Annotated in this window: 20 protein-coding genes; 16 read left to right on the top strand and 4 right to left on the bottom strand. The window is 75.8% G+C overall.

What is annotated here, in order from left to right; translation table 11 throughout:
* The first annotated feature begins 4 nt into the window (after positions 1-4).
* Complete coding sequence (locus ACI8AD_RS11805) at positions 5-880, top strand: proline dehydrogenase family protein (protein ID WP_456870713.1); 876 nt, start codon at positions 5-7, stop codon at positions 878-880.
* A 4-nt stretch (positions 881-884) separates the two neighbouring features.
* On the opposite strand, the gene ACI8AD_RS11800 is transcribed toward ACI8AD_RS11805, so the two are convergent.
* The gene (locus ACI8AD_RS11800) at positions 885-2,153 is read right to left on the bottom strand and encodes a hypothetical protein (RefSeq protein ID WP_456870712.1); all 1,269 of its coding nucleotides are present in this window, start codon (positions 2,151-2,153) and stop codon (positions 885-887) included.
* Positions 2,154-2,390: 237 nt separating this feature from the next.
* Between ACI8AD_RS11800 and ACI8AD_RS11795 the strand changes: the two genes are divergently transcribed.
* The 9 genes from ACI8AD_RS11795 (at position 2,391) to ACI8AD_RS11755 (ending at position 11,730) form a co-directional block, all read left to right on the top strand.
* Complete coding sequence (locus tag ACI8AD_RS11795; RefSeq protein WP_456870711.1) at positions 2,391-3,512, top strand: DUF475 domain-containing protein; 1,122 nt, start codon at positions 2,391-2,393, stop codon at positions 3,510-3,512.
* 142 nt (positions 3,513-3,654) lie between these two features.
* Positions 3,655-4,272: an AIM24 family protein gene (locus tag ACI8AD_RS11790; RefSeq protein WP_456870710.1), complete on the top strand. Its 618-nt coding sequence runs from the start codon at positions 3,655-3,657 to the stop codon at positions 4,270-4,272.
* Positions 4,273-4,275: 3 nt separating this feature from the next.
* Positions 4,276-4,920 (top strand): AIM24 family protein, encoded by a 645-nt coding sequence (locus tag ACI8AD_RS11785; RefSeq protein ID WP_456870709.1) that lies wholly within the window; start codon positions 4,276-4,278, stop codon positions 4,918-4,920.
* A 10-nt stretch (positions 4,921-4,930) separates the two neighbouring features.
* A complete protein-coding gene (locus ACI8AD_RS11780) occupies positions 4,931-5,890 on the top strand; it encodes an AIM24 family protein (protein ID WP_456870708.1) in 960 nt (319 codons plus the stop codon).
* A gap of 72 nt (positions 5,891-5,962) precedes the next feature.
* On the top strand, positions 5,963-7,726 hold the full coding sequence (locus ACI8AD_RS11775; RefSeq protein ID WP_456870707.1) for a S9 family peptidase: 1,764 nt from the start codon (positions 5,963-5,965) through the stop codon (positions 7,724-7,726).
* A gap of 80 nt (positions 7,727-7,806) precedes the next feature.
* Positions 7,807-8,637, top strand: coding sequence for a TerD family protein (locus ACI8AD_RS11770; RefSeq protein ID WP_456870706.1), 831 nt, complete (start codon positions 7,807-7,809; stop codon positions 8,635-8,637).
* Positions 8,638-8,692: 55 nt separating this feature from the next.
* On the top strand, positions 8,693-9,907 hold the full coding sequence (locus ACI8AD_RS11765) for an alpha-hydroxy acid oxidase (RefSeq protein ID WP_456870705.1): 1,215 nt from the start codon (positions 8,693-8,695) through the stop codon (positions 9,905-9,907).
* A gap of 46 nt (positions 9,908-9,953) precedes the next feature.
* Positions 9,954-10,955 carry an acetamidase/formamidase family protein gene (locus ACI8AD_RS11760; RefSeq protein ID WP_456870704.1) on the top strand — a complete coding sequence of 334 codons (1,002 nt, stop codon included), beginning with the start codon at positions 9,954-9,956 and terminating at the stop codon, positions 10,953-10,955.
* Positions 10,956-10,968: 13 nt separating this feature from the next.
* A complete protein-coding gene (locus ACI8AD_RS11755; RefSeq protein ID WP_456870703.1) occupies positions 10,969-11,730 on the top strand; it encodes an SDR family NAD(P)-dependent oxidoreductase in 762 nt (253 codons plus the stop codon).
* Positions 11,731-11,856: 126 nt separating this feature from the next.
* On the opposite strand, the gene ACI8AD_RS11750 is transcribed toward ACI8AD_RS11755, so the two are convergent.
* Entirely contained in the window at positions 11,857-12,513 is a 657-nt protein-coding gene (locus ACI8AD_RS11750; protein ID WP_456870702.1) for an MBL fold metallo-hydrolase, read from the bottom strand.
* A 48-nt stretch (positions 12,514-12,561) separates the two neighbouring features.
* Here ACI8AD_RS11750 and ACI8AD_RS11745 point away from each other — a divergent pair, with 48 nt between their 5' ends.
* Both ACI8AD_RS11745 and uvrA read left to right on the top strand, forming a co-directional pair.
* Positions 12,562-13,998 (top strand): amidase, encoded by a 1,437-nt coding sequence (locus ACI8AD_RS11745; RefSeq protein ID WP_456870701.1) that lies wholly within the window; start codon positions 12,562-12,564, stop codon positions 13,996-13,998.
* A gap of 139 nt (positions 13,999-14,137) precedes the next feature.
* The gene (gene uvrA / locus ACI8AD_RS11740) at positions 14,138-17,035 is read left to right on the top strand and encodes an excinuclease ABC subunit UvrA (protein ID WP_456870700.1); all 2,898 of its coding nucleotides are present in this window, start codon (positions 14,138-14,140) and stop codon (positions 17,033-17,035) included.
* An 86-nt stretch (positions 17,036-17,121) separates the two neighbouring features.
* Here uvrA and ACI8AD_RS11735 read toward each other — a convergent pair whose 3' ends face one another.
* On the bottom strand, positions 17,122-17,739 hold the full coding sequence (locus ACI8AD_RS11735) for a copper resistance CopC family protein (protein WP_456870699.1): 618 nt from the start codon (positions 17,737-17,739) through the stop codon (positions 17,122-17,124).
* Positions 17,740-17,963: 224 nt separating this feature from the next.
* The gene (locus ACI8AD_RS11730) at positions 17,964-19,643 is read right to left on the bottom strand and encodes a DUF222 domain-containing protein (RefSeq protein WP_456870698.1); all 1,680 of its coding nucleotides are present in this window, start codon (positions 19,641-19,643) and stop codon (positions 17,964-17,966) included.
* A 270-nt stretch (positions 19,644-19,913) separates the two neighbouring features.
* Between ACI8AD_RS11730 and ACI8AD_RS11725 the strand changes: the two genes are divergently transcribed.
* From ACI8AD_RS11725 to ACI8AD_RS11710, 4 genes are read left to right on the top strand one after another with little or no spacing between them, the layout of a single operon-like run.
* Positions 19,914-20,195 (top strand): hypothetical protein, encoded by a 282-nt coding sequence (locus ACI8AD_RS11725; protein WP_456870697.1) that lies wholly within the window; start codon positions 19,914-19,916, stop codon positions 20,193-20,195.
* A gap of 51 nt (positions 20,196-20,246) precedes the next feature.
* Positions 20,247-21,170, top strand: coding sequence for an alpha/beta fold hydrolase (locus tag ACI8AD_RS11720; protein ID WP_456870696.1), 924 nt, complete (start codon positions 20,247-20,249; stop codon positions 21,168-21,170).
* Positions 21,171-21,198: 28 nt separating this feature from the next.
* Positions 21,199-21,633 (top strand): helix-turn-helix domain-containing protein, encoded by a 435-nt coding sequence (locus tag ACI8AD_RS11715; protein WP_456870695.1) that lies wholly within the window; start codon positions 21,199-21,201, stop codon positions 21,631-21,633.
* A 10-nt stretch (positions 21,634-21,643) separates the two neighbouring features.
* The gene (locus ACI8AD_RS11710) at positions 21,644-22,060 is read left to right on the top strand and encodes a VOC family protein (RefSeq protein WP_456870694.1); all 417 of its coding nucleotides are present in this window, start codon (positions 21,644-21,646) and stop codon (positions 22,058-22,060) included.
* Positions 22,061-22,110 lie beyond the last annotated feature (50 nt).

Raw genomic sequence — 22,110 nt, 5'->3', positions numbered from 1 at the left:
CGGCGTGGGCCTCGACCGCGCGGTGCTCTTCCGGCTGGCGACGAGCGGGCGGTTCGAGCGCGCGGTGCGCGCCCTGCCGGGCGGGGAGGAGCTCAGCCGACGGGCGGCCGCCCGCTACGTGGCCGGCCGCGACAGCGGCGAGGCACTGGCCGTCGCCGGCCGGCTGCTCGCCGCGGGGCACGGGGTCAGCATCGACCTCTTCGGCGAGTGGGTGACCGACGTCGGCACGGCGGCCGACGTCGTCGAGCAGTACCGCTCCCTGGCCGCCGCGCTGCCGCCGCCCCCGGCCGACGCCTGGCTGTCGGTCGACCTGACCCACCTGGCGCTCGACGTCGACCCCGCCGGCACCGCCGACCGGCTCGCCGCCGTCGCGGCCGCCCTGCCGCCGGGCCGGCGGGTGCAGGTGGGCGCCGAGGACGCCGCCCGGACCGGCGCGGTGCGGGCCTGCGTCCTCGACGTCGCCGGCCGCGGGCTCGCCGACCGGCTGGGCGCCACCGTGCAGGCCAACCTGCTGCGCTCGCCCGGCGACGTCGACGCCCTCGTCGACGCCGGCGTCCACGTGCGGCTGGTCAAGGGCGCCTACGTCGAGCGGTCCGGGACGCACCCGTACGGCGAACCCACCGACGTCGCCTACCTGCGGCTGGGCGCGCACCTCGCCGGCCGGCGGGCGGCGTGGTCGATGGCCACCCACGACGGGCGGCTGCGCGAGGCGCTGCTCCTGCTCGACGGGGCGGGGACCGTCGAGCAGCTGCTCGGCGTGCGGCCCGACGTCCTCGCCGACCTCCGGCGCCGCGGCGTCCCGACCCGGGTGTACGTGCCCTACGGCCGGGACTGGTTCCGCTACTGGATGCGGCGGGTGGCCGAGTCCCGCGGCGCGTGAGCCGCTACTCCGCCCGGGCGGTGCGCACCAGCCCGGCCAGGCCCTGCTCGATCGACTCCGCCTCGCGCAGCACCGCGCCCCAGTCCGGCCGGTCGCCGCGGGCCGCCGCCTCCAGCGCGGGCAGCCGGCGGGCGAGGTCCTCGAAGGTCCGGCGGTAGCGGCGGGCCCGCTCCTCGGGCAGCCCGGCGAGGAACCGCCGCGCGTCGACGACGCCGCGCTGCACCCCGGCCAGCAGCGACCCCGGATCGGCCCGGACGGCGTCCAGCCGCGCCAACCGCCCGGTCGCCGCGCGCACCTCGTCGTCGACCCGGCCGGCCGCCGCGCGGACCCGGGCCAGCTGCGCGGCCGCCTCCGGCACGTCGAGGACGGGCGCGGCCAGCGCCGCCTCCAGCGCGGCGAGCGCCGCGTCGGCCTCCGCGAGCGCCCCGGCCGCCCGCTGCGGGGCCCGCTCGACGTCGGCCCACGCCGACAGCGGGTAGCGCCGCCGCAGCTCGCTCATCACCGGCGCCAGCCGCTCGTGCCGCGTGCCCAGCGCCTCCCGGCGGGTGCGCACCGACGCGGCGCCCCGGCGCACCTCGGCGGCCCGCTCGGGCAGCCGGTGGAGCCGGTCGGCGGCGGCGTCGGCCCCCCGGCGGGCCCGCTCGGCCGCGGCGACGGCGTCGGCGGCCCGGCGCTGCGCCAGGGCGGTCTCGGCGCCGGCCAGCGCGGCGGCGGCGTCGTCGAGCAGGGCCGGCACCCCCGGGTCGGTGAGGTCGGCGGAGGAGGCGCCGGCCAGCGCCGCCCGGGCGGCGGCGATCGCGGCGGACGCGGCGGACACCGCCGTCCGGGCGCCGGCGCGCACGCGGGCGGCGGCGGCGAGCACCTCGCCGTACTGCTCCCGGAAGCGCCGCACCTGGTCGAGGACGCCGCGCAGCGCGGTCGCCGCGGCGCCCAGCTCCCGCGTCGCGGCGCGGGCGCGGCCGGGCTCGCCGACGTCGTCGTGCTCGGCGACGGCCTGCAGGTAGGAGCCGATGACGGCGTCGGCGTGCGTCGACAGGTCGTGCCAGTCGCGGGCCAGCGACGCGGGGACGGCGGGGCCGCGCAGGCCCCGCCCGCCGGCACTCGCGCCGGCCTCCTCCGCCGCGGCGACCGCGTCGGGCAGGTCGGCCAGCGCCGCGTCCAGCTCGAGCATCGCCGCCGCGGCGGCCTCGCGCGCCGCCACCGCCTCGCGCTGCCCCGTCTCCCGGTCGCGCCGCCACCAGCGGGGAGCGGGGTTCCCACCGAGCCCGCCCACGACCGTCTCCCTCCGTGCCGCCGGCGCGCCCGCGCCCCGGCGTCGTGCCTACCACGTCGCGGCCCCGCCCTCCCGCGGGCGTGGCCGTGGTCACCCGCCCGGGAGGGCCGCGGCGGGAACGTCCGCCGGTGCGGGCACGTTGGACACCCTCGGACCCGTCTGCCGGTCGACCCGGCCCGGTGCTCTCCGTGCCGCACTCGTCGCCGCCCCGCCGGTCAGGCGTCGGAAAGGAACCTGATGCTCCGCTACTTCGGCTTCTCCGTCTTCCTGACGGTGGCCGCGCTGGTGACCGCCGTGTTCTTCGGCGGACCGGCCGCACTCCTCGCCGTCGCCGTCCTCGGCGTGCTCGAGGTGTGCCTGTCCTTCGACAACGCCGTGGTCAACGCCAAGGTGCTGCGCCGGATGAGCCCGCTGTGGCGCAAGCTCTTCCTCTACGTCGGCATCTTCATCGCCGTGTTCGGGATGCGCCTGCTGCTGCCGATCGTGCTGGTGTCGGTCACCGCGGGCCTGTCGATCCCCGAGGTGTGGGACCTGGCGCTCACCGACCAGCAGGCCTACGGCGAGAACGTCGAGGCCGCGGCCGAGGCGATCTACACCTTCGGCGGCATCTTCCTGCTGATGATCTTCCTGAACTTCCTCTTCGACGAGGACCGGGAGATCCACTGGCTGTCGTGGCTGGAGCGACCGCTGGCCAAGGCCGGCAAGCTGCCCTACCTCGCCGTCGTCATCGCCCTGGCGGTCATCTACGTCGGGTCGCAGATCGCCGACGACGACAAGTACGCCACCGTGCTGGTCTCCGGCATCGCCGGCCTGTTCACCTACCTGCTCATCGGCGGCCTCAACGAGCTCATGGAGGCCCCGGAGGAGGACGACGACGACGACGTGACCGCGACCGGGGGGTCGACGGGCGGCGGCAGCGCGGCCGGCACGGCGACGAAGGCGGTGGCCGGCGCCGGTGCGGCGGCGTTCCTCTACCTCGAGGTGCTCGACGCGTCGTTCTCCTTCGACGGCGTGATCGGCGCGTTCGCCATCAGCAGCGACATCTTCATCATCGCGCTGGGCCTGGGCATCGGCGCCTTCTGGGTGCGGTCGCTGACCATCTACATGGTCGACAAGGGCACCCTCGACGAGTACCGCTACCTCGAGCACGGCGCCATGTGGGCCATCGGCTTCCTGGCCGCGATCATGATCCTCGAGCTGCGGTTCCACATCAGCGAGTACGTGACCGGGCTGACCGGTCTGCTGTTCATCGTCGCCGCGGTGATCAGCAGCGTCCTGGAGTCCCGGCGGGAGCGGGCCGCCGAGCCCGTCCCCGCCGCGGCGCAGCGGGACGAGGAGGTCACCGCCGGCCGGCGCTGACACCACCGGCACACCAGCGGCCCCGGGGCACCGCCCCGGGGCCGCCGGCGCGTCCGGGACGCGCCGGGGCGCAGCACCTACCGCGCGGGGAGGTCGCCGGATACGGTCCCGCCGGTCCCGACCCCCGTCCCGAGAGGCATCCGTGGCACTGCTCACCGCCCACAAACGCGTCCTGCACGCCGACCTGCAGGGCGACCGCATCCGGGCCGCCAGCGGCTCGATGGTCGCCGTCGAGGGCAACGTCGACTTCAAGAGCTCCGGCATGGGCGGGGGCGGTGGCGTGCGGGCGGCGCTCAAGCGCGCCGTCGCCGGCGAGAGCCTCTCCCTCATGGACTGCGCCGGTCACGGCCGGGTGTACCTCGCGCTCGACGCGATGGACGTCCTCGTCGTCGACCTCGCCGGGGACACCCTCACCGTGGAGAGCCAGCACATCCTGGCCCACACCGAGCAGCTGCGCCTCGACGTCCAGTTCGCCGGGCTGCGGGGGATGACCAGCGGCCACGGCCTGGCGACGACGACGGTCACCGGGCACGGGCAGGTCGCGATCGTCTCCGAGGGCCCGGTCATGGCCCTGGAGGTCGCCCCCGGCGCCGACCTCGTCGTCGACCCCGACGCCTACGTCGGCTCCCGCGGCCAGCTGTCGATGAACCTGGTCTCGGGCGTCTCGTGGAAGTCGCTCGTCGGCGAGGACGCCGGCGAGCCGTTCTCCCTCCGGTTCACCGGCTCCGGCCTGGTGCTCGTCCAGTCCGCGGAGCGCTGACCCATGCCCTTCGAGACCGTCAACAGCAAGGTCGTGCGCGCGCACGTCACGCCCGGCACCCCGGTGCTCGCCCGCCGCGGCTCGATGCTCGGCTACTCCGGGCAGGTCGCCTTCCGCCCCGTCCACGGGCAGGGCCGCGGCATCGGCGGCATGGTCGGCGCGGCGATGTCGGGTGAGTCCAACCCGATGATGGCCACCGAGGGCACCGGCCAGGTGCTCTACGGCCACAAGGGCCTGCACGTCACCGTCCTGGAGCTCGACGGCGGCGCGCCGCTGGTCTGCGAGGCCGACCGGCTGCTGGCGCACGACGCCACGCTGCAGACGAGCGTGCAGTTCCTCGGCTCGGGCGGCATCCGGCAGGCCATCAGCGGCGCGATGACCGGGCAGGGCCTGTTCACCACCAACGTCCACGGGCGCGGCGCGGTCGCGCTGCTCTCGCACGGCGGCGCCTTCCCGCTGCAGCTGCAGGGGCAGCAGATCGGCGTCGACCCGCAGGCCTACGTCGGCCACGTCGGGCAGCTCACCGTCGACCTCGCGGCCAAGGTCGGCTTCCGCGACGTCGTGGGCCGCGGATCCGGCGAGGCTTTCCAGCTGCGGATCGGCGGTCACGGCACCGTGTACGTGCAGGCCAGCGAGAAGAAGTTCTGAGGGCGACGAGATGACCTACCCACCCGGCAACCCCTACGGCCAGCCCCAGGGCAACCCCTACGGCGGCCAGCCCCAGCCCTACGGCCAGCCGCCGCCCGGGTACGGCCAGCAGCCGCCGCCCGGCTACGGCCAGCCCCAGCCCGGCTACGGCCAGCCGCCGCCCGGCTACGGCCAGCCCCCGCCGCCGTACCCCGGCCAGCCGGCGCCCGGCGGTCAGCCGAGCTGGCAGCCGAGCACGCTCAACCCGCACACGCTGCCCGACGACGACAACGTCAACCCCTACGTGTTCTGCGTCGCCCTCACCGGCGGCGAGTGGTTCATGAGCAAGGGCGCGATGCTGGCCTACTACGGCGACGTCCGGTTCGACGCCGTCACCGAGTACTCCTCGGTGCAGGCGTGGGTCGCCTCGCGGTTCTCCAGCCCCGTCTACATCTCCGACTGGGTGGTCGCGCAGGGCCACGGCAAGCTGCTCATCGGCGACCGCGGGTTCGACCTGAACTCCTACGACCTCGACGACGGCAACCTGACGATCAAGGCGAGCAACCTCTGCGCGTTCTCCAAGCAGCTGGAGCTCAAGCAGTCGATCGTCCCGGGGTTCGTCACGCTCCTCGGCACGGGCAAGTTCATCGCCTCGTCCAACGGGCCGGTGATCTTCGTCGAGCCGCCGTTCCGCGCCGACCCCGACGCGCTGCTCGGCTGGGCCGACTGCCCGTCGCCGTCGGTGCACCACGACGCGCAGTGGATGACCCAGAACCTGCGCGGGATGATCTCCGGCGCGCTCGGCCGAGCCTCCGGTGAGGAGCGGCAGTACGACTTCACCGGGCAGGGCACGATCCTGCTGCAGTCCTCCGAGGTCGGCCGCGAGGACCCGGCGGTGCTGCGGCTGGTCGAGTCGCAGACGCAGCTGCTCACCAACAGCCAGGCCGGCTCGCTCGGCCAGCGGCTGATCGCCCGGGCCCAGCAGCAGTAGGCCGGTCTCCCGCGGCCCGGGTCCCGCGTGGACCCGGGCCGCGGGTGACCGCTGCACTACGCTCGGTGCGCCATGCGGCCCGCCGACCTCGCCCTCGTGCGCACGCCGGGCACGCCCACCGTGTCCCCGGACGGGCGCATGGCGGTGGTCGCCGTGGACCGGCCCGACCCCCGCACCGGCGCCCTGCTCGGGCAGCTGTGGGCGGTGCCGACCGACGGCTCCGCACCGCCCCGCGCGCTGACCTCCGGCGCCGCCGACTCGGCGCCGGCCTTCTCACCCGACGGCCGCTGGCTGGCCTACCTGTCCGCCTCCCCGGGCGGCCCGCCGCAGGTGCACCTGCTGCCCACCGCCGGCGGCGCGCCCCGCCGGCTCACCGACGCACCGCTGGGCGCCGGCGCCCCGGTGTGGTCCCCGGACTCCCGGCGGCTGGCCTGGGTCGCCCCGGTACCGGCGGCCGACGACGGGCCGCGCCTGGTCACCCGGCTGGGCACCCGCGACGGCGCCCCGCGCACCTGCGTGGTCGTCCTCGACCTGCCCGAGGACCCGCTCGACGACGCCGCGCCGCCCGCGTCCCGGCAGCTCACCGACGGCACCGCCGCCGACGCCGACGTCTCCTGGTCACCCGACGGCGCCACCCTGGCCTTCGTCTCCGCCCGGCACCCCGGCGCCGACCGCGACCGCGTCCGCGACGTCTACCTCGTCCCGCTCACCGGCGGCCGCCCGCGGCGGGTCACCCGCAGCAGCGGCGAGTGCCGGCAGCCGGTGTTCGACGCCTCCGGCAGCACCCTCTGCGTCACCGCGCGTCCCGACCTGGGCCCCGACGGCCTCGACATCGCCGCGTCGTCCCCGGCGCTGTGCCGGGTGCGGGTGTCCGGCGGCGAGCTCGAGCCGCTGCTCGACGGCGTCGTCCACGACGGCCCGCCGGCGCTCGCCCGCGACGGCGGGGCGGTGCTCGCCGGCGTCGCGCGGCGGGGCGCGGTGGAGCTCGTGCGGGTGCCGCTCGACGGCGGCCCGCCCGCCGCGCTGGTCGACGGCCCGTTCACCGTGCGTGGCTGCGCCTCCGCGGCCGGGGTGGTCGTGGCGACCGTCGCCCACGACCGCTCCGCGGGGGAGCTGGTGGCGATCACGCCCGGCCGGCGCCGGCTGCTGACCGGCTTCGGCTCCGCGCTGGGTGCCACGGGCCGGCTGCACCGCACCGGGCAGCGCGCCGTCGTCGCCCCGGACGGCACCGAGGCGCGGCTGTGGGTGACCGTGCCGCCGGGGCCGGGTCCCCACCCGGTGCTGGTGGCCGTGCCCGGCGGGCGGGCGCCCGGGTGGTCGCTCGCCGACGACGTGCAGGTGCTCGCCTCGGCCGGCTACGCGGTGCTGCGCTGCGACGGCGACGTGCTCGCCCTGCTCGACACCGCCCTCGCCGACCCGGCCCTCGACGCCGGCCGGGTCGGGCTCACCGGCGGGCCGGCCGCCGCGGCGCTGCTGACCCGCACCGACCGGTTCGCCGCCGCCGTCGTGGACTGGACGGACGCACCGCCCGGCGCGGACCCCGACGACGTCCTCCTCGACGCCGCCGCCGTGGTCACGCCGACGCTGGGGGTGCAGGACGAGCGCTGCCCGGCGGGGGAGGGCCGGCGGCTGTTCGCCGCGCTGCAGCGGCGCCGGGTGCCCAGCGCGCTGCTGCTCGTCCCCGGGAACGGCTCCGGGCACCGCCCGGCCCGGTTCGAGCACCTGCTCGACTGGTGGGACCGCTGGCTGCCCGTCGCGCCGCCGGGTGTCGGCGATCCCGAGGACGACGAGGCGGTCGACGGGCCGCAGCAGGTCGGCCTGGACCGCCGGGCGTGACCGCCCCCTAGGGTCAGGGGACGTACCCGCCGCTCAGCGAGCAGGGCCCCGCGCACCGGGGACCTGCGGGAGGGCTCCCCTTGGTCGACTACACGAAGCGCCCGAAGTCCCCGCCGCCCCAGCAGCCGCCGGCCCAGCAGCCGCCGGCCGAGCAGCCGCCGCCGGGGCAGCCGTACGGGGCACCCCCGGCCCAGCCACCGCACGGACAGCAGCAGTACGGGCAGCAGCAGTACGGGCAGCAGCCGCCGCCGGCCCCGCCGGGCGGCGTGAACATGAGCAAGGTGTCGCTGACCAAGTCGGCGCCGTCGGTCTCGCTCACCAAGACGGCCGGCACCACCGGGATCCTGAGGGTCAACCTCAACTGGAACTCCAGGCCTGGCGGCGGCGGTGGCGGTGGGGGGTTCCTCAAGCGGCTGGCCGGGGCGGCCGGCGGCGGCGCCATCGACCTCGACCTCGGGTGCCTGTACGAGTACGCCGACGGCTCCAAGGGCGTCATCCAGGCACTCGGCAACGCCTTCCGCGGGCAGCACAACCTCGGCGGCGGCCGGTCGATCGCGTGGCTGGACGGGGACGACCGCTCGGGGTCGGCCGCCGGCGGGGAGAACCTGCTCATCGATCTGCAGCACACGCAGCTGATCCGGCGGATCCTCGTGTTCGCGCTGATCTACGAGGGCGTGCCGAACTGGGGTCAGGCCGACGCCGTCGTCACGATGTACCCGGCGTCCGGGCCGCAGATCGAGGTGCGCCTGGACGAGCACGACCCGCGGGCCCGCATCTGCGCCATCGCGATGATCCAGAACCAGGGCGGGCAGCTCGTCGTCAACCGCGAGGTGCGCTACGTGCACGGCGGCCAGGACGTGCTCGACCGCACCTACGGCTGGGGCATGGACTGGACCCCGGGCCGCAAGTGAGCCGCTGACCGCCGGGCCGGCGGGGCACCTGCACGACGACGGAAGGGGATCCCCCGTGGTGGAGCGCAGGCTGCCCCGCTGGTCGGAGGTGGGCGAGCTGGTCCGGCCGCGCCGCCCGCCCGGCGACGCCACCGACCGCCGGCTCGCCCGCGCGGCGAGCATCGGCGACCTGCGCGAGCTCGCCCGCCGGCGGGCACCGCGCGCGGTCTTCGACTACACCGACGGCGCCGCCGGGGCGGAGATCGCCCTGCGGCGCGCCCGCGAGGCGTTCCGGCGGGTCGAGTTCCGGCCCAGCGTGCTGCGCGACGTCTCCGTCGTCGACCCCTCGACGGTGCTGCTCGGCCGGCCGTCGGCGCTGCCGCTGGCGTTCGCGCCGACCGGCTTCACCCGGCTCATGCACACCGAGGGCGAGACGGCGGTGGGCCGGGTGGCCGAGCGGGTCGGCATCCCGCACGCCCTGTCGACCATGGGGACCACGACGATCGAGGAGCTGGCGGCCGCCGCGCCCGCCGTGCGCCGCTGGTTCCAGCTCTACCTGTGGCGGGACCGCGCGGCCAGCGCCGCGCTGGTCGAGCGGGCCGCCGCGGCCGGGTACGAGGCGCTGGTCCTGACCGTCGACACCCCGGTGGCCGGGCCGCGGCTGCGCGACGTGCGCAACGGCCTGACCATCCCGCCCGCGCTGACCCTGCGGACCGTCGCCGACGCCGCCGTCCACCCCCGCTGGTGGATCGACCTGCTCACCACCGAGCCGCTCGAGTTCGCCTCGCTGCGGTCCTGGGGCGGCACGGTCGCCGAGCTCGCCGACCGCGTCTTCGAGCCCGCCGCGACGCCGGACGACGTCCGCGCGCTGCGGGAGACGTGGTCCGGGGCGCTGGTGGTGAAGGGCGTGCAGACGGCGGAGGACGCGCGGGTGGTCGTGGACGCCGGGGCCGACGCGGTCGTCGTCTCCAACCACGGCGGCCGCCAGCTAGACCGCGCCCCCACCCCGCTGGAGGAGCTGCCCGCGGTGGTGGCCGCGGTCGGCGACCGCGCCGAGGTGTACCTCGACGGCGGCATCCTCGACGGCGCCGACGTGGTGGCCGCCGTCGCCCTCGGGGCCCGCGGCTGCCTGGTGGGCCGGGCCTACCTGTACGGGCTCATGGCCGGCGGCGAGCGCGGGGTGCAGCGGGCCGCGGACATCCTGGCCGGGGACGTCACCCGCACGCTGCGGCTGCTCGGCGTGACCTCGGTCGCCGAGCTGACGCCGGACCGGGTGCGGCTGCGCGACTGACCGCCGCCGGTTGCTCCGCCCACCTGCGACTTCCTAGGGTGCGGCGATGGACGTCGTCGAGGTCGTTCCCGGGTTCGAGCAGTACGCGTTCACCTTCGGCGGCGTCGCTCCCCTGATGCGGATCAGGCCCGGCACGGCGCTGCGGGTCTGGTCCGACGACGCGTTCTGCGGCGCGCTGCAGAAGCCGACCGACCTGTCCGCGGAGAAGGTCGACCTGCGGTTCGTGAACCCCCAGACCGGCCCCTTCCACGTCGAGGGCGCCGAGCCGGGGGACACCCTGGCGCTGCACTTCGTCGCGATGGAGCCGGCGCGCGACTGGGGCGCGTCGGCGGCGATCCCGTTCTTCGGCGGGCTGACCAGCACCGACCGGACGGCGACCCTGCAGGAGCCGCTGCCGGACACGACCTGGATCTACGAGCTCGACCGGGCGGCGAACACGGTCACCTTCGCGGCCCGGCACAGCGAGCTGCAGGTGGCGCTGCCGGTGGCGCCGATGCTGGGCACGGTGGGGGTCGCCCCGCCCGGCGGTGAGGTGCGCAGCTCGCTGGTACCCGAGCGCTTCGGCGGCAACATGGACTCCCCGCAGATGCGGCCGGGCACCACCTGCTTCCTCGGCGTCAACGTCGAGGGGGCGCTGTTCTCGATCGGCGACGGCCACTACCGCCAGGGCGAGGGCGAGGCGTGCGGCACGGCCGTCGAGGGCGCGATGACCACCACGCTGGTCGTGGAGCTGGTGAAGGGCGGGGCACCCCTGTGGCCGCGCCTCGAGGACGACACGCACTGGATGACCGTCGGGTCGAGCCGGCCGCTGGAGGACGCGTGGCGGATCGGCCAGGTCGAGCTGGTGCGGTGGTTCGGCGAGCTGTACGGGCTGCACCCGATGGACGCCTACCAGCTGCTGTCCCAGATCACCGAGGTGCCGATCGCGAACGTGGTCGACGCGAACTACAGCACCGTGGTGAAGGCCCGCAAGTCGCTGCTGCCCCGGGCGGCCGCGTACGACGGGCTGCACGACGACCTCCGCCGCCGTGCGGCGTCCCTGCTCTGACCGGGAGGACCCCTTGGACCTGCAGCTGACCGGCTCGCGCGTGCTCGTCACCGGCGGCACCCGCGGCATCGGCCGCGCCATCGTCGAGGCCTTCGTCGACGAGGGCGCCGTCGTGGAGTTCTGCGCCCGCGACGCCGCGGAGATCGAGGCGACGGAGAAGGCGGTCGCCGAGCGCGGCGGCCGGGCGACCGGCGTGCGGCTCGACGTCCGGGACGGGCCGGCGCTGACCGGCTGGGTCGAGGCCGCGGCGGGCCGGCTCGGCGGGCTGGACGCCGTCGTCGCCAACGTCAGCGCCCTGGCCATCCCCGACACGGAGGAGAACTGGTACACGTCTTTCGAGGTCGACCTCATGCACACCGTCCGCCTGGCGCAGGCGGCGCTGCCGCACCTGGAGGCCAGCCCGCACGGGTCGATCGTCGCCGTCTCCAGCGTCTCCGGGCGCGAGGCCGACTTCGCCGCCGGCCCGTACGGGACCATGAAGACGGCGATCATCGGCTACGTCTCCGGGCTCGCCTTCCAGCTGGCCGGTCGCGGCGTGCGGGCCAACGTGGTCTCGCCCGGCAACACCTACTTCGAGGGCGGGGTCTGGCAGCAGATCGAGCAGGGGAACCCGGACCTCTTCTCCCTCGCCGTGGGGTTGAACCCGACCGGGCACATGGGCACACCCGAGGAGTCGGCCCGGGCGGTGGTCTTCCTCTCCAGCCCGGTGTCCAGCCGCACCACCGGCACCCACCTGGTCGTCGACGGGGGGTTGACCCGCGGCATCCAGCTCTGACCTCGTCGGCCGACGGTGTGCGCCGATGTGCAGTGCCCAGCCCGGGACCTGCACCTGAGCGCACACCGTCCGGGCGTCGGTGCGTCTCGGCAGCGCCGGGAGTGCCGGGTGCGGACGCGGTAGCGGTCACCAGCCCCGGGCGCGCCACTCCGGCAGTGACGGACGCTCGGCGCCCAGCGTCGTGTCCTTGCCGTGGCCCGGGTAGACCCAGGTCCCGTCGGGCAGGGCGCCGAACAGCCGCTCCTCGACGTCGTCGAGGAGGCTGGTGAAGTCCTCCGGCGACCAGGTCTTGCCGACTCCGCCGGGGAAGAGGCTGTCGCCGCTGAACGCGTGCGTGCCGGCGTCGCCCGGGCCGCGCCAGACCAGCGTGATGCTGCCGGGCGTGTGCCCGCGCAGGTGCACCACCTCGAGCACCTGCTCGCCGACCTCGACGGTGTCGCCGTGGGCCACCGTCCGGTCGACCGGCACCGGCAGGTCGCCGGCGTCGGCGGCGTGCGCCACCGTGCGCGCACCGGTGGCCGCGACGACGTCGGGCAGCGCGCGGTGGTGGTCCCAGTGCCCGTGCGTGGTGACGACGGTGCGCAGGTCGGCGTCGCCGATCAGCGCGCGCAGCGTCTCCGGCTCGGCCGCGGCGTCGACGAGCAGCGCCTGGCCGGTGGCGGTGCAGCGCAGCAGGTAGGCGTTGTTGGCCATCTCGCTGACCGCGACCTTGCTGATCACGAGGCCGGGCACCTCCCGCACGTCGGCCGGGCCACCCACCTCGACGTCGCCGGTGTAGGTCATCGGGCCTCCGTTCGAGAACTGTCGGCGAGCGCGGTTACGGTCGCGTCCATGGACGCTAGCGGAGGTCCCGGCGGCGGCCGGGTCGTCGGTCTGCCCGCCACCGAGATCGCCGCGCGGGTCCGCTCCGGCGAGGCCCCCGCCGTCGAGGTGGTCCGCGCGCACCTGGCCCACCTCGCCGACGTCGAGCCGCGGATCGGCGCGTTCCGGGTGGTCCGCGAGCAGGCGGCCCTGGCCGAGGCGGCGGCGGTCGACGCCCGGCCCGACCGCGCGTCCCTCCCGCTGGCCGGCGTCCCGGTGGCGGTGAAGGACAACCTGGCCGTCGCCGGCGAGACGGCGACCGACGGCTGCGCCGACCACCCCGGGGTCCACGCGCCGGGCGACCACGAGGTCGTCGCCCGGCTGCGCGCCGCGGGGGCCGTCGTCGTCGGCATCACCCGGGTGCCGGAGCTGTGCCTCTACGCCGCCACCGACGGGCCGGGCACGGTCACCCGCAACCCCTGGGACACCGCGCTGTCACCGGCCGGGAGCTCCGGGGGCAGCGCCGCCGCGGTCGCCGCCGGCGTGGTGCCGCTGGCCCTGGGCAACGACGGCATGGGCTCGCTGCGGCTGCCGGCCGCCGCCTGCGGGCTGGTCACGCTCAAGCCCGGCCGCGGGCTGGTGCCCACCCTGCCGCTCGACTGGAGCGGCATGGTCGAGAACGGCGTGCTGGCCACCACCGTCGCCGACCTCGCGCTCGGCACCGCCGTCCTCGCCGGGCAGCCGCCGGCCGCCCCGCCCGACCCGGGCCGGCCGCTGCGGATCGCCGTCGCCCGCCGGTCGCCGGTCCCCGGCGCCCGTCCCGACGGCCCGGCCCGCGCCGCGGTGGAGCGGACGGCGCGGCTGCTGCGCGGCGCCGGTCACGTCGTGGACGAGCGCGACCCGGTGGTGCCGCTCGACGCGGCGGTCGGCGGCCTCGCCCGGTGGTTCGCCGGTGCGCACGACGACGCCGCCGCCCTCGGACTCGACCCCGCGGCGCTGCAGCCGCGCAGCCGCGGCCACGCCCGCCTCGGCCGACTGGCCCGCCGCGCCGGCCTGGTCCGGCCGGCCACCGCCGAGCGGTTCCGGGCGCGGACGGCGGCGTTCTTCGCCGAGCACGACCTCGACGTGCTGCTCAGCCCCATCACCAACGGCCCGCCGCTGCCGGCGCGGCCCTGGCACGAGCGCGGCGTGTGGGCCAACGTCACGGCCGGCGCCCGCTGGGGCCCGTGGGCCTCGCCGTGGAACCTGGCCGGGTTCCCCGCCGCGGTCGTGCCGGTCGGCACCCGGCCCGAGGGGGTGCCGGTGGCCGTCCAGCTGGTCGGCCCCCCGGGCAGCGAGACGCGACTACTCTGGCTGGCCGGAGAGCTGGAGCGCCGGCAGCCCTGGCGGCGGCACGCGCCGGTCTTCGACCCCGCCGGCGGCGGAGCCGGAGCCCGTGCCGGAGCGCCGTCGCCGGCTCCCGTCTGAGCACACCCGCAGCAGACGGCAACGTCGCCGTCGTCACGGATTGCGCCCGGGCAGTGACGGCGTTGCCCGTATCGACATCTCGACATCCTGACCGCGGCCCGGCGAGACCGGCCGGCCCGGCTGACCGACAGGGATCACATTGGACCGTCTCGTCGTCCGCGGCGCCCGTGAGCACAACCTCAAGGACGTCCACCTCGACCTGCCCCGCGACGCCCTGATCGTCTTCACCGGGCTGTCCGGGTCGGGCAAGTCGAGCCTGGCCTTCGACACCATCTTCGCCGAGGGCCAGCGGCGCTACGTCGAGTCGCTGTCGGCCTACGCCCGCCAGTTCCTCGGCCAGATGGACAAGCCCGACGTCGACTTCATCGAGGGGCTGTCCCCGGCGGTGTCGATCGACCAGAAGTCGACCAACCGCAACCCGCGCTCGACCGTCGGCACGATCACCGAGGTCTACGACTACCTGCGGCTGCTCTACGCCCGCGCCGGCCAGCCGCACTGCCCCAACTGCGGCAAGCCGATCTCGCGCCAGACGCCGCAGCAGATCGTCGACCAGGTGCTGGCGATGGAGGAGGGCACCCGCTTCCAGGTGCTCGCGCCGGTCGTGCGCGCCCGCAAGGGCGAGTACGTCGACCTGTTCAGCTCGCTGCAGACCCAGGGCTTCTCCCGGGTCCGGGTCGACGGCGTGGTGCACCCGCTCACCGAGCCGCCGAAGCTGAAGAAGCAGGAGAAGCACACGATCGAGGTCATCGTCGACCGGCTGACGGTGAAGGAGAGCGCCAAGCGCCGCCTCACCGACTCGGTCGAGACGGCGCTCGGCCTGGCCGGCGGCCTGGTGGTCCTCGACTTCGTCGACCTGCCCGAGGGCGACCCGGAGCGGGAGCGCACCTTCTCCGAGCACCTGGCCTGTGTCGACGACGGCCTGTCGTTCGAGGCGCTCGAGCCGCGCAGCTTCTCCTTCAACTCGCCGTTCGGCGCCTGCCCCGAGTGCACCGGCATCGGCACCCGCAAGGAGGTGGACCCCGACCTCGTCATCCCCGACCCGGAGAAGAGCCTCGCCGAGGGCGCGGTCGCCCCGTGGGCCGGGTCGATGAGCAACGAGTACTTCCAGCGGCTGCTGTCCGGGCTCGCCGACCAGCTAGGTTTCTCCATGGACACCCCGTGGGAGAAGCTGCCGGCCAAGGTGCAGAAGGCGGTGCTGCACGGCTCGCCGGACCAGGTGCACGTCCGGTACAAGAACCGCTACGGCCGCGAGCGCAGCTACTACGCCGCGTTCGAGGGCGTGCTGCCCTTCCTCGAGCGGCGGCACGAGGACACCGACAGCGACTACATGCGGGACAAGTACGAGGGCTACATGCGCGACGTGCCCTGTCCCGTCTGCCACGGGACCCGGCTCAAGCCGGAGATCCTCGCCGTCAAGCTCAGCGGCCGCTCGATCGCCGAGGTCACCGGCCTGTCGATCGGCGAGGCCGCCGACTGGCTGCGCGCCCTGGAGCTGGGCGAGCGCGAGCGGGCGATCGCCGACCGCGTGCTCAAGGAGATCCAGGCGCGGCTGTCGTTCCTCGTCGACGTCGGCCTGGACTACCTGTCCCTCGACCGGCCGGCCGCGACGCTGGCCGGTGGCGAGGCGCAGCGGATCCGGCTGGCCACCCAGATCGGCTCGGGGCTGGTGGGCGTCCTGTACGTCCTCGACGAGCCCTCGATCGGGCTGCACCAGCGCGACAACACCCGGCTGATCGAGACGCTGGTGCGGCTGCGCGACATGGGCAACACGCTCATCGTCGTCGAGCACGACGAGGACACCATCAAGACCGCGGACTGGGTGGTCGACATCGGCCCGGGCGCCGGTGAGCACGGCGGCGAGGTGATCGTCAGCGGCACCGTCGAGGAGCTGCTGGCCAGCGAGCGCTCGATGACCGGGCAGTACCTGTCCGGGCGGCGGGAGATCACCGTGCCGAAGGTGCGGCGGCAGCCGCAGCCCGGCCGCGAGCTCGTCGTGAAGGGCGCCCGCGAGCACAACCTCAAGGGCGTCGACGTCACGTTCCCGCTCGGCCTGCTGGTCGGCGTCACCGGGGTGTCCGGGTCGGGCAAGTCGAGCCTGGTCAACGACATCCTCTACACGGTGCTGGCCAACCAGCTCAACCGGGCGCGGATGGTGCCCGGGCGGCACCGCACGGTCACCGGCCTGGAGCACCTGGACAAGGTCGTGCACGTCGACCAGTCGCCGATCGGCCGCACGCCGCGGTCCAACCCGGCCACCTACACCGGCGTCTGGGACCAGGTCCGCAAGCTGTTCGCGCAGACGTCGGAGGCGAAGATCCGCGGCTACCAGCCGGGGCGCTTCTCGTTCAACGTCAAGGGCGGGCGCTGCGAGGCGTGCTCCGGCGACGGCACGATCAAGATCGAGATGAACTTTCTGCCGGACGTCTACGTCCCGTGCGAGGTGTGCAAGGGCGCCCGGTTCAACCGGGAGACCCTCGAGGTGCACTACAAGGGCAAGACGGTCGCCGAGGTCCTCGACATGCCGATCGAGGAGGCCGCGGACTTCTTCGCCGCGATCCCGTCGATCTCCCGGTACCTGCGCACCCTCACCGACGTCGGGCTGGGCTACGTGCGGCTGGGCCAGCCGGCCACGACGCTGTCCGGCGGCGAGGCGCAGCGGGTGAAGCTGGCCAGCGAGCTGCAGAAGCGGTCCAACGGCCGCAGCGTGTACGTCCTCGACGAGCCGACCACCGGCCTGCACTTCGAGGACATCCGCAAGCTGCTGCTGGTGCTGCAGGGCCTGGTCGACAAGGGCAACTCGGTGATCGTCATCGAGCACAACCTCGACGTGATCAAGAGCGCCGACTGGCTGATCGACATGGGTCCCGAGGGCGGGTTCCGGGGCGGCACGGTGGTGGCCGAGGGGCCGCCGGAGTTCGTGGCGTCGGTGCCCGAGTCGCACACCGGCCGCTACCTGGTGCCGATGCTCGACCCCGCGGCGGTCGAGGCCGCCGCGGCAGGCCCGAAGAAGCGGGCCACCCGCAAGCGCGCGAGCTGACGCCTCCCGCACGACGGCGCCGGTCCCGGGACGTCCCCGGGGCCGGCGCCGTCGTCGTCGGCGGACCCGGGTGCGGTGCGGCGGACTCAGCCGCGACGGCGGAGGACGGCGACCGCGCCTCCGGCGAGCAGGGCCACCGCGGCGACGGGGAGCACCCAGCCGGGGAGGCCTCCGCCGCCGGACGACGCGGACGCCGTGTCGGTCCCGGTGTCGGTGGTCGGGGCTGCCTCGTCGGGCGTCGGTGCCGGCGTGGTGCTGGTCGGCGTGCTGGTGGTCGGTGCGGCGGTGGTCGGTGCGGCGGTGGTCGGGATCGGTGTGGCCGGGGCGAAGTCGAACGCGAACGTGCCGTCGAGGGCGTGACCGTCGTCGGCGACCGCTGACCAGGTGACGGTGTGCCGGCCCGCTGCCGTCAGCGCGACCGGTGCGGTGAGGACGGCGCCGTCGTGCGCCACGGGCCCGGACCCCACGGGCGCGCCGTCGGGCCCGGTCACCGTGACCTCACCGCCCAGCACGGAGGCGCTGAAGGTGAGCGTCACCGCCTGCGGGGCGGCGGTGACGCTCGTGTCGGCCGCCGGCTCGGTGGTCCGCAGGCCGGTGTGCGCCGACGCGGTGCCGGGCGCGGCCAGCAGGAGGCCGAGGACGAGCACCACCGTCGCCAGGAAGCGGGCTGGTACCGCGGGTGAGCGAGCGACGGCCGGCGACACGGGACCTCCAGGAGTACGGGTGTTCACGTGCATGGTCGTCGCCGAGCGCCGTGCGGTTCCCGTTGGTCCGTCCTCGGGTCCGGCGCCTCGCTCAGTAAGGCGGTGGTTCGGTGGTGGCGGTGAGGCCTGACGGGGTGGTGACGGTGAGGGTGCCGTCGGGGGCCAGGTGGTGGGTCCAGCCGGGTGCCTGAGGAAGGACCCCGTCCTCCCCGCCCTTCGCAAGCTCAGGGCGGGACCCTGGACGGGGCCGTCGAGCGGTGGTGGCCGGTGCAGTAGCCGGCCAGGTTGGCTGCGGTGGTGGGGCCGGCGGGCCAGGGGGTGTGGTGGTCGAGTTCGCCGTGGCGGGGGACGGGGCGGCGGCAGCCGGGGAAGCGGCAGCGCCGGTCGCGGGCGCGCACGAACCGGTCCAGGGCCGCGGTGGGTCGGTAGCCGGGGCTCTCGCCCGGGGGGCTCACTCCGGCGCCGGCGCGGGCGGCCTGCTGTAGTCCGGGCAGGTCGGTGAGGGCGAGCAGGGCGCCGGTGACCGCATCGGTGAGGGCGAGGCGGGGCCGGTCGGCCAGCCCGCCGCCGGCGGTGCGGGCGAGCAGGTCGGCCAGGTCGGCGCGGGCCTGATCGGCGGCGGCGGCCAGCGCGCTCAGCGCGTCGGGTGCGGCGCTGACTCGCCCGGCGGGGCTGGTGGCCCAGGCGGTCTCGTCGGCGGTGTCGGCGCGTTCGGCGGTGGCCACCGTCCGGCGGGCGTGGCCGAGGGCGCGTTCGAGGGTGAGCAGGGCGGTGCCGGCGTCGTCGACGGCGCGGTCGGCGCGCACCCACCACCCGTCGGGCACGGCCGGGCCGGGGTGCGGTGGGGGTGGCGCATCGAGCGAGATTTCGGGCGGTGGCCCGTCCTCGTCGAGATAGCAGGGGGCCGGCTCGGCGTCGAACTCCCCGGCCAGGACGCGGTGTTCCAGCTCCTGCGACCAGCGCGCGAAGTCCTCCGCCGCGGACACAATCGCGGATGTGCCCGCCGTGGCGGCCGGCTCGGTGTCGGTGGGCTCGGTGTCGGTGGCGGCCGCGTGACCGGTCAGGGCGGCGAGCAGGGCACGCACCACCTCGGCGGGCACCACCTGGCCGTCGATCTCGCACGGGGCATCCCCGCCCAGCAGCGCCCCGACCGGGGCGACCACCGTCAGCGCGACCTGCACCGGCGGCAGCCCGGTCTCACCGGGGCGCAGCACCAGGTCCAGCAGGCAGTCGGCCATCTTCTGCCCGCGGCTGCGGCCATCGGCCGGATCGGCGGGCAGCGCGTCGGCGTGCGCGCCCAGCGCCGCCAGCAGCGCGCACGCCTCCGGCGTGCTCAGCAGCGCCGACACCACCGACATGCCGGCCACCCGGTCCGGGCGGGCGGCCACGCCGCGCCGGCGGAGCGCGCGGGCCAGGTCGCGGGCGGCGTCGCGGGCGCGGTGGGCGAGCACCACCCGGCGCACCTTGTCGCCCAGCTGCGCCGGGGTGGTCACCGACCGGCCGGCCAGCCAGGCCAGCAGCTCGGTCTCGAGGCGGGCGCGCAGCGCGTGGTCGGCGATCGGCGCGACGTGCTCGAGCAGGCACCACAGGTGCCCGGGATGCAGCCGCCCCGCCTGCAGCGCGGCCAGGGCGCCAGGCAGCCGGTGCACCAGGGTGAGGGAGCGGACCAGCTCCTCCGCCCGCTGCGCGGTCACGTTCAACGCGATCGCCAGCTCGGCGGTGGCCCACTCACTCACCGGCCGCAGCACCTCGGCCCGCGCCGCCCACCGCTCGGCCGCCATCGCGCCGGGCTCCCCGGGCTGGCGGTCGGCGCAGGCGGGACAGGTAGCGGCGAAGGCCGCGATCGTCCGCGCCCGCAACGCCGTCTGCCGGGAGATCTCCCCGGTCGGCGGCCTGCACCGCACCCAGCGGCCCCGACGCCCACCCCACGGGAGGGCCGTCGAGCACCGGCTGCAGGACCACCGTTACATGTTCGATCACACGTTCGAGCAGGTTGGCGATCAAGCCGCATGGGGAGAAACCGCTGCTCAGAGGCTCGCCAAGGACGTCGTCCAGGAGTCTGAGCCGCCCGGTGATCACCCCTTGAGCGGAACAAGCGCCGCCCGTATCGTCGCTGTGACCGACGTCACGCCGTCGATCGGGCGTGGCGGGGTCCTGCGATGGAGGAGACGCCGATGAGCGCGCTCACGCCCGACTGCGATCCCGACCTGTCCCACTGCGGCAAGCCCGAACACAGGTCCGGCGGCGTGCGCTCCACCCTCGTCCTCCTCGCGCTGGTCGCCGTCGCCGCGCTCGCGGTCACGGGCGACGCCGTCCCCGGGGCCGTCGCCGTCCTGGCCGGCGGGGTGGGGCTGGTCGCGGCGCTCGTGCTCGGTGCCCGCGTCGTGCGGTTCACCCAGCGGGCCGCCGCAACGGTGCACCTGCCCGCGCTGAGCCGGTCCCGCGCCACCGGCTGACCTGGGTGGGGCAGGCTGACCCCCGACGACGACGTCCGAGGAGGCCCGCCCGTGACCGAACCCACCTTCGTCCCCGCCGCCGACGGCGCCCAGCTGGCCGAGCGCCGCTGGACGCCCGACGGCGAGGTCCGCGCGACCGTCCAGGTGGTGCACGGGCTCTCCGAGCACGCCGGCCGCTACGGCCGGCTGGCATCGGCGCTCACCGCCCGGGGGTTCGCCGTCGCCGCGCTCGACCAGCGCGGGCACGGGCTCACCGCGCGGTCCACCGGGCCCGGCCGCTTCGGTGACCCGAGGGCCGGGCACGCGGCCACCAGCGACGCCGTCCTCGACGACGTCCGCGACCTCGGCGAGCGGCTGGCCGCCGACCACCCCGACGTCCCGCGGTTCCTGATCGGCCACTCCCTGGGCTCGGTCGTGGCGCTGGCCTCGGCCGAGCGCGACGGCACCGACCTCGACGGGCTGGTGCTCTCCGGCCCCATCGGCGTCGCCCCCCACTTCGCCGCCGCGGCCGAGCAGCTGGCGGCTGCGGTCGCGGCCGGCATGGGGGAGCAGCCGCTGGACGTCCTCAGCGGGTTCAACGCGGCCTTCGAGCCGGCCCGCACCCAGCACGACTGGCTCAGCCGCGACCCGGCCGAGGTCGACGCCTACCTCGCCGACCCGCTCTGCGGCGACGACTTCCCTCCCACCCACGGCTACGGCGCCGCGATGCTCGCCCTCGCCGCCCGGGTGGCGAGCCCCGAGGCCGTGACCGGCCTGCCCGCCGGGCTGCCCGTGCTGGTCCTGTCGGGGCAGCGGGACCCGGTCGGCGGGGAGGACGCCTCCCAGGTCACCGCGCTGGCCGGGCTGCTGCGCGAGCGCGGCCTGCCGGTCGAGCAGCACGTCTACCCCGACGCGCGGCACGAGGTCTTCAACGAGACCAACCGCGACGAGGTGACCGCCGACCTGCTCTCCTGGCTCGAGGACCACCTGCCCTGACGGCGCCGGGCTCCAGGAGGACGACACCGTGAGCCGGGCCGGCGAGGACTCCAACCGGCGGATGCTGCGCGCCCGGGACGCCATGGACCGCAGCTACGGCGAGCCGCTCGACGTCGCCGCGCTGGCCCGGGTCGCGCACGTCTCGCCGGCGCACTTCAGCCGCACCTTCCGGGCCACCTTCGGGGAGACCCCCAACAGCTACCTGCGGCGACGGCGGGTGGAGCGGGCGATGTTCCTGCTGCGCAGCACCGACCGCTCGGTCACCGACGTCTGCCTGGCGGTCGGCTTCTCCAGCCTGGGCACGTTCAGCCGGGTGTTCGCCGAGATCGTCGGCGAGCCGCCGAGCGCGTACCGGCGGCGCGGGCCGCTGGCGCCGGTGCCCTCGTGCTTCGGGATGCGCTGGCTGCGGCCGAGCGAGAAGACAGCAGTTCCGGAGAAGCCCGCCGACGACGGCGGCCCCTAGCGTCACCTGCATGTTGACCTCGATCTCGATCACCTCCCTCTACGTGCTGGACCAGGACCAGGCGCTGGACTTCTACGTCGGCAAGCTGGGCTTCGAGGTCCAGACCGACCAGCAGTTCGGGCCGATGCGCTTCCTCACCGTCGCCCTCCCGAACGACCCCGGGCACGCCGTGCTGCTCGAGCGGCCCGCCCCGCCGTCGGTGAGCGCGGAGATCGCCGACACGGTGCGCGACCTCGTCACCAAGGGCGCCGGCGGCGGGCACCTGTTCCTCACCACCGACGACGCGCACAAGACCCACGCCGAGCTGAGGGAGAAGGGCGTCGAGCTGCCCGAGGAGCCGGTCGTGCAGCCCTACGGCATCGACTTCGGGCTGCGCGACCCGTTCGGCAACTCGGTGCGCATCGCCCAGATGACGCCGGCCGGCTGACCCCCGGGGCGGCTCGCGGGGTGGCGGTTGAGCGGCCGGGGGCGCGGGTC

Source organism: Geodermatophilus sp. SYSU D00766 (assembly GCF_054049915.1).
Note: the sequence above shows the minus strand (reverse complement) of the source record. Positions and strands in the feature narration are given on the sequence as shown.